General features: G+C 58.6%; 6 protein-coding genes. 2 read left to right on the forward strand and 4 right to left on the reverse strand.

Annotation, left to right across the window (positions count from 1 at the left end):
* Positions 1-661 (reverse strand): response regulator transcription factor (locus HKN37_00200; protein ID NNE45058.1); only part of this gene is annotated, 661 nt, incomplete at its 3' end.
* 220 nt (positions 662-881) lie between these two features.
* Here HKN37_00200 and HKN37_00205 point away from each other — a divergent pair.
* Together HKN37_00205 and HKN37_00210 are read left to right on the forward strand one after the other, a co-directional pair.
* Entirely contained in the window at positions 882-1,622 is a 741-nt protein-coding gene (locus HKN37_00205; protein NNE45059.1) for a hypothetical protein, read from the forward strand.
* A 50-nt stretch (positions 1,623-1,672) separates the two neighbouring features.
* Positions 1,673-2,302, forward strand: coding sequence for a CoA pyrophosphatase (locus HKN37_00210; GenBank protein NNE45060.1), 630 nt, complete (start codon positions 1,673-1,675; stop codon positions 2,300-2,302).
* A gap of 15 nt (positions 2,303-2,317) precedes the next feature.
* Here the strand turns inward: HKN37_00210 and HKN37_00215 are convergent, their stop codons facing one another.
* The 3 genes from HKN37_00215 to HKN37_00225 form a co-directional block, all read right to left on the reverse strand.
* A complete protein-coding gene (locus HKN37_00215) occupies positions 2,318-3,244 on the reverse strand; it encodes a DUF4249 family protein (protein ID NNE45061.1) in 927 nt (308 codons plus the stop codon).
* Between the two features lie 4 nt (positions 3,245-3,248).
* Positions 3,249-5,513: a TonB-dependent receptor gene (locus tag HKN37_00220; GenBank protein ID NNE45062.1), complete on the reverse strand. Its 2,265-nt coding sequence runs from the start codon at positions 5,511-5,513 to the stop codon at positions 3,249-3,251.
* 874 nt (positions 5,514-6,387) lie between these two features.
* Positions 6,388-7,841, reverse strand: a 1,454-nt coding sequence (locus tag HKN37_00225) for a T9SS type A sorting domain-containing protein (GenBank protein ID NNE45063.1), incomplete at its 5' end; no start/stop codon positions are given.

Here is a 7,841-nt window from a genome sequence, read left to right on the forward strand (position 1 = left end):
TGGGGTTTCCCGGGTCCGGCTCTATCTTGGATCGCAGCCGCTGAACGTGCGAGTCGACGGTGCGATCGTAGCCCTCGTACTGAATGTCCCATACTCGATCCAGCAGTTGCATTCGTGTGAACGGGCGCCCCGCGTTCTGCGCCAGAAATTGCAGGAGATCGTACTCGCGAACCGTCAAGTGCAGTTTCTCTCCGTCAACGAAAACCTCTCGACGAAGCTGATCGATACGTAACGCACCAAGTTCGAGCAGCTCGAGGTCATCTTCGCTGGAAGCCGGCTGCTCCCGCGTAAGCCGAATGCGTCGAAGAGCGGAACGGACCCGCGCGACAAGCTCGTCGAGACTGAACGGCTTCGTCACGTAGTCATCTGCCCCCACCTCAAGGCCGACAACGCGATCGATTTCCTGCGCGCGCGCCGTGAGCATGATGATGTAGAGAAGTGGGTGGTCCGCACGCAGACGCTTGCACACTTCGAGGCCATCCAGTTCCGGAATCATGATATCCAGCAGCACCAGATCCGGAACACGCGAAGCGACCTGGTCCAGGGCCTCCAGTCCGGATACTGCCGACCGAATTTCGTATCCGGATTCGGTCAGTCTGTTCGAGACAAGGGCACGAAGTTCTTCATCATCCTCGACAAGCAGAATGTGGGGAGTTTCCATGTTAACGCTGGGAAGATGTCATGGCCTGACCTGTATCTTATCGGCCGGATTCGCTGTCGTACTAGTCAAATGGATGGTCGGCAATCGTCCCGTCGAATTCAAGGGCGGCCTGGTCCTGGATGTGCTTCAATCAACAAATCAGACAATTCCGACACACTTCTGTGACAACCATGGACGATCCTTCCCTGTAGAACGGGGAAAGAAGAATGGACGATCGACGATGCGCACGTACACAACATTACTACTCGTGCTCGGTTTTGCACTCGGATCGAGCACTTTGCGAGCCCAGGACGACCCGTCGCGACCGGGCTATTACCGGCAGTGGCTCCGAACGCAGGTTCAGCAATGGGATCAGGTCGTACGCGTCGATCTTCGCGAGACGACCAACCGCAAGCTGGACGGACCCTCCGGCAGCCAGTCAGTCACGCTGTCCGCTGACGTCACGATCTATCCCCGGGAGGGGGATCTGGACCGCCGCGTAGTTGCTGCGGAGCTCAACGGCCGAAGAGTACCCGACGACCGACTGGAGGAGCTGACCAATCGCTGGTCCAATTTCACGCGTGATCTCGGGCAGGAGTCGACAGTGTTCGCGGATCTGAGACAACGTATGCTGCAGCGGACCCGTCCTACGGGAAGGCCGACGCTGGAGAGACGCGACGGTAAAGATCTGTACCGGGTCGACCTGCTCTCGACCGTTCCGAGACTTCGGATCGATCGAATGACTCTGTGGTTCGACGCCGCGGATGGTCGCCTCGTCCGAAGCCGGACCATTTTTCGCCCGCGTGCGCAGCGCACATCGCTGATCGTTGAAAACGAATATCGACGCATCGCGCAGCTCGACGTGCCCGTCCGACGATCAATCGAGGCCACGGTGCAACAGAAGCGACGGCTCCGTCACTTCACTACCATCATTTCAGTGCAGAGTTTGTTCGAAGACCTCAAGATCGAACGAGTTCGGTAGTGCCCTCATCATTCGCCGGAACTCGACCCGCAAGTGACGGTTGCGACGAGATGCCGCAATGGAATATCGATCAGATCGCAGACAAACTGAGCTCCAGACTCGCCGGGACGTTGCCCGGGCTTCAGGCCCAGCTTGGAATGGCACCCGCGCATCGAGAAGCCTTGCTCCGGGAGTTCGCACCCACTGACGGGACACGGGAGGCCGCAGTCCTTGTAGCCGTTACCAGTCATTCACGTCCGGCAATCGTGTTGACTGAGAGGCGGTCGAATCTCAAGCACCACCCGGGCCAGATCTCTTTTCCCGGTGGCCGAAGAGAGGCCGATGAGGATCTGCAGGATACTGCACTACGGGAGGCGAGCGAGGAAATCGGATTGTCGTCGTACCACGTGCAGCTACTCGGCGCCTTGACACCACTGTACGTTCCCCCGTCGCGGTACCACGTGTATCCGTTCGTGGGGGTCGTCAGCCATGCGGCATCACTTGCGCCGTCCGACGACGAAGTCAGCCAGATCATACTGGCAGATGTGGATCAACTTTGTGATCCGGCTACGCGTTCTACAGAGGTTCGTACGCTGCGTGACCAGACGGTCGACATTCCGTTCTTCGATCTTGACGGTCACAAGATCTGGGGCGCTACTGCGATGATGCTTGCAGAACTGGTTGAGGCGCTAGCGGACTGACCCGCGGCAACGAACTCACTTCGCACCCAGGCCGGCCGGCCTTTGAACATAAACCAACCTCTCGACGACGGAGTAGCTGCCGAAAATGCCCGTTCCACCGTCCACGTGATCGATAATATTGGGGATTTCGCCCGGCGCAAAGGTCGACCCACCCTGCTGGACCGACTGGGAGCGAATGAAGTCGTACAGGTTGTCGTCCAGAGCGTTGCTTCTCAAGAGATTCCGCCCGTAGAATGCAAACGCAAGCCAGGGCACCTTGATCTTCAGGACATCCTCTGAAATCGCCTCGTAGCCCTCTTCATTAAGCAGCGGCGATTCGTTGATCAGGTAGTCCTCCAGTTCTTCCTCGTCGAAGTCGTCGTCAGGATCGACGACGTCCCGGTAGAACGGGGTCAGATTTTCAACAGACGGATCCAGGGATTCTGTGGAAAACACAAAGATGGCCGGTCTTCCCGGATAGATACTGCGACTGACCGTCACTTCAGGAGGCTGGAGGCTCTGATACACGACCGTATCAGGCCCGGAATCCAGAATGGTATAGGCTCCAGGAACCGTCGTTCGCGAAGAGAGCTGTTCACCGGTCGACGGAACGCTGACCAGGAGTTCGTACACGCTGAGAGGCAGGACCGACTCTACGCCCTCTGCGATGTACACACCGGGCTGATCGGGATCCTCGGAATACTGTACCGCCTCTTCCACTTCTCCGGACGCCCCCATTCGGCGTACCTGAACGTCGGCGCCACGTATGGCAAACGGCGTGTACTCGTAGCGATTCTCCACTGGCTGCGTGCGACTCACACGGATCTGTCCGAACTCCCGGTTGGCCACGAGGTAGCCCTCGACGACGATTTCATTGTCGCGGTCAAATGTGACGGCCGAGTCACAGCCGCCGCTGACCGCAAGAAGCAGTAAGCCCACAACAATCGCCGGACGCATCTTCATGGAATCAAAAGGACAGGGTGAATGAGATATTCGGAATGGGCACCGGAATCATGGGCACCTCCTCGCGCTTGACCGTGTCATCATCCTCGAAATCGAAGAAGTAGAACCACACGTTCCGCCGGTTATAGACGTTCAGCACTTGCAGTTGCAGCTCATAGTCGGCAATCCTGAAGAATCGGCCGAACAAACTCGCGCCTATGTCAAGGCGCTGGTAGGACGGAAGTCTGTCCGCGTTGAAGGGACTGACGAGAGCATTTTTGACCTGCGAGCCCAGGGGATTGTCAATGATTCGATACTGCGTTCGAGGTCTGGTGTAGGCCTGGCCCGTCGCCATGCTCCAGACGCCCGTAAGACTCCACCGTTTTGAGAGCCTATACGTTGCAACGGCATTGACATCGTGAGTCCGGTCATACTTCGGGGGGTAATAGTCAAATTGACCGGGGTCGGGGAAGTCCGGAAACCGCCGGCGCGTGATTCCGAATGTATAGCCGACGTAGCCGTTCAGCCGACCGGACCGTTTCTCCACGAAGACCTCCGCACCATACGCGTAGCCCTGGCCGAAACGGAATAGTTCGTCATAGTCCAGACCAGAGACGTCGGGAATCCGCGGATCCAGCTCAAACAGATCCTGCATGGTGCGGTAGTAGAGCTCGAAGTCGACGTTCAGACCGGGCAGCACATTCGACTTGAGTCCGGCCACATACTGATCGCCGTAGGCCGGTGGCACACCTTCTGCCGTCGTCAGCCAGATGTCCGATCCGGTGAACAGCTCGTTCGTGATCAATGTCAGAAACTGGTAATACCGACCGTATCCAACCTGTAGACGAAGGGCGCGATTGATCTGGTGCTCGAGGCCGATGCGCGGTTCCAGACGAAGGTAGTTTCCCTCTGCAAAATAGTTACCCCTGACTCCACCCGTGATCTTCCAGGCCGGAGTAGGTCTGAAGATGTCTTCGACGTAAAAGGCACTGTAAGGCGATTGAATTCTCTTGAACAGCGACTCCTCCCCGTCAAACTCGTCCCGCAGCCTGAACGTAAATATGCCGCTCCAGAACCCTGCCCTTATTTGATGCCGATCGTTTACCATGTACTCAACATCGGCCTTGAGCGACTGATCGTACACGTTGTTAGATCGTGTAATAGGGGTGCCTGCGATCTCGAATTCGGGGCGGCTGAAGTATCGCGACGAGGTCAGCGTGAAGTTGGAGAAAAGGCGCTCGGAAAAGATGTGCGTCCAGTTGGCACTGAGCGTCCGATTACCATAGCTGAGATCGATGCTCGCGTCGTCGAGGAATGGCAGCAGCAGCTTGTCTTCTCCGGCATAAAACGACAGCGACAGTCGATCGTCGCCCGAAATGTCGACATTGAACTTGCCGTTCGCATCAATGAAATGAAACTTGTCGGGGATGCCATCAATGTCCTGGTTCTGCAGCACGGCCAGAAGCGGTTCCAGGGTAGATCGACGCACCGCGAGCATCCACGATCCGCGTCGGTACGGTCCCTCGACGATGGCACGAGACGCGAGCAGTCCCAGGCTCACTCTTCCCTGGGTCTGATTTCGGTTACCGTCCTTGTTATAGATGTCTACGACGGCGCCCAGTCGCCCACCGTATTCGGCCGGATATCCGCCTTTATAGAGTCGAACGTCCTTGACAGCATCTGGATTGAACGTGGAGAAGAAGCCGAAGAAGTGGCTCGGGTTGTAGACGGTGGTACGGTCCAGTAGAATGAGGGTCTGGTCGGGACTGCCGCCACGGACGTAGAGTCCGCTCGAATAGTCAGAGGCCGCCTTGACCCCCGGAAGCAGTTGCAATGACCTGAACACGTCAGCCTCAAGGATGGCCGGGATTGCGCGGACAAGATCCGTCTTCATCTGTGCTACGCCGAGCGACCGTACCTCTTCATCCGTTTGCCGGCGCGCTGTGACGACCACCTCGCCGACGATGAATTCTTCCGGATAGAGATCAATGTCGAGGCGACGCCGGTCACCTGGAGCAAGCGCCACGTCGAGCGTGGAATCCCGATATCCGATGTACGAGAATCGAAGCGTGTAATCGCCGGGAGTGAGGCCAGTGAGGGTATAGTACCCGGACGTATTAGTTGCAGTACCGATCGAGGTGCCGGGAACAACCAGGTTGGCGAGAAGCAAAGTTTCACCCGTGGCAGCGTCGCGAATGAATCCGCTCAGCGAGGCGGTCTCCTGTGCAGCCGCGGCATGCGGATTCGCCCAAAGTGCGGACGCTGCGAGAAGGAAGGGTAGGAACCGCATTGATCGGTGTTTGATTTGAGATCGCTCCGAGAGTCTTTGAAGCGTCCCACTCCCGATCTGACCCATTGTTGCGAGAAGAAGGAGTCAAGAGACGTCCGCCGCAGAGGCTGCCATCCGCACAAGAGGTGTCGTGCGCAGGGAAGCGTCGTCGCCCCGTTGAGTCGTCGTCGTCTTCGCGAGAAGGCCGCAGGCCGACGCGGCGAACCGGGCGGCCAGGTAACCCTCATCGTCTCGGATTGCCGCGCGCACTGCGTGCGCTCGCAATGACGAACGCGTGGGCGTGGCCTCATGCAGCCACGTCATCCCCCGCCTGGCGGGGGATCCATGCAAGTTGGAGGGGCCTCATGCAGCCATGGATTGCCGCCTTCGCGGCAATGACAGAGTGGTGAAGCGTGGCAATGACGAAGGCGGGCGTGCGCTCGCAATGACGCAGGCGGGCGTGCGCTCGCAATGACGCACGCGGGCGTGTTGCATCATCGATCCACGTCATCCCCCGCCTGGCGGGGGATCCATGTGAGTCCGGAGGGGCCTCATGCAGCCATGGATTGCCGCCTTCGCGGCAATGACAGAGGGGTGAAGCGTGGCAATGACGAAGGTGGGCGTGCGCTCGCAATGACGAAGGCGTGGTGCGCGGCCTCATGCAGTCACGTCATCCCCCGCCCGGCGGGGGATCCATGCGAGTCCGGAGGGGCCTCATCCAGCCATGGATTGCCGCCTTCGCGGCAATGACAGAGGGGTGAAGCGTAGCAATGACGAAGGCGGGCGTGCGCTCGCAATGACGCAGGCGGGCGTGCGCTCGCAATGGCCGGCATAAAACAAGAAAGCCCGACCCCTTCGGGGCCGGGCTTTCCATCCCTCTCCACCATTACGACTTCTACTTGATCAGCAGAATCGTACGTTCAAACGCTCCGTCGGGTGTGTCAAACCGGACCACATAGAGTCCACTCGACATGCTCTGTGCATTGAGTGTGACCGTATGCTTTCCGGCAGGCAGCGACCCGTTAACCAGCGTGCGTACCTGACGACCCAGGAGGTCGAAGACAGCGACGCTGACATCGCTTGTCTGTGGCACGTCGAAGGCGATCGTCGTCGACGGGTTGAACGGATTCGGATAGTTCTGATACAGCTCGAAAGCGATCGGAATTTCTCCTGTTCCATCCACACCGACACCGACTGCGCCCATCACCTCGTCGGAGAACTCGCCTTGATTTCCGGAGAAGTCAAACGCGGCCGCGCGGTAGTAGTACGTGTTGTTATACGTGACTTCAGTGTCATCGTACACGTCTTCTGCCGTGGTCGCGAACGGCTCCATGCCGACAGGATCAAAGCCAGACTCCGTGCTCCGGTAGATCGCGAAGTAGTCGAAATCAGCGTTTCTGTACTCTTCCCTGTCGAGTTCGAACACCAGTTCAACCTTCCTCTTCGATCCGGCTGCCGACATCATCGGCGCCGTTGGGACGAGGTTGTCAACCGAGTAGCCCATCATCGGTTCGGTGATGATGGTCATGTCCGGAGCACCCGCCACGTGGCCGGATACAACGAACGTGGACCACAGGGTATCGGTCGCCGTGGCATCACCCAGCGTCGGAACAACCGCGCTGTACATCGGGAATGCCGCAGCAGGCTGATGACCTACGGCTGTCCACAGATGACCATCCAGCATGACTGACATCGAACTGAGGTCGACTCCGCCATCCTCGGTCACGACCGGCACTTCGCTGAACGACTGGTAGGCTGCCTTGGCGCCGTTAACGCTTTCAACGGCTCTCCAGACGTAGTAGTCGTCGATCGGAGTATCGCTGGGACCATCTCCGCCGAAGCGGCTCCATGCGACGCCGACCTGGCGACCCTGATCATTCGGTACATCCTCGATGCCCATGATCATACCTGCGTCCAGAACGCCGAACTCGAGTGCCTGCGCCGTCAGTTTCAGCACGGCTACCGAGAACTGGTAGTTGTGGACGCCGAAGCTTCCTTCCTCCTCCATCATGAGGTAGTTCCAGAAGGCTTTGCGATACAACAGGTTCTCAGGCGCTGCCCAGAACGGATCGTTGCCGGGCAGGATGTCCGTGGTTCCCTCAGGCGGCAGCAGCATGGCTACGTGCTCGAGGAGTCCGTGGATCTCGTCCTGGATCGGCTCAACGACGCCGTCGCCGTCATCGTCGCTACGGGACATGAACTCGGCGAAGGAGTCGAATACCCCGTGGCAGTTCACGCACGCAGCGGTGTTGTCAACCCGATCGCCATTCTCAGCAACGTATGTGACGCCAAACGTGTGGTCACCCACCTTGTCACGGCCAAGACCATCAGCAGGCGTCGGGTACATGT

The organism is Rhodothermales bacterium (assembly GCA_013002345.1).
Classification (GTDB): domain Bacteria; phylum Bacteroidota; class Rhodothermia; order Rhodothermales; family JABDKH01; genus JABDKH01.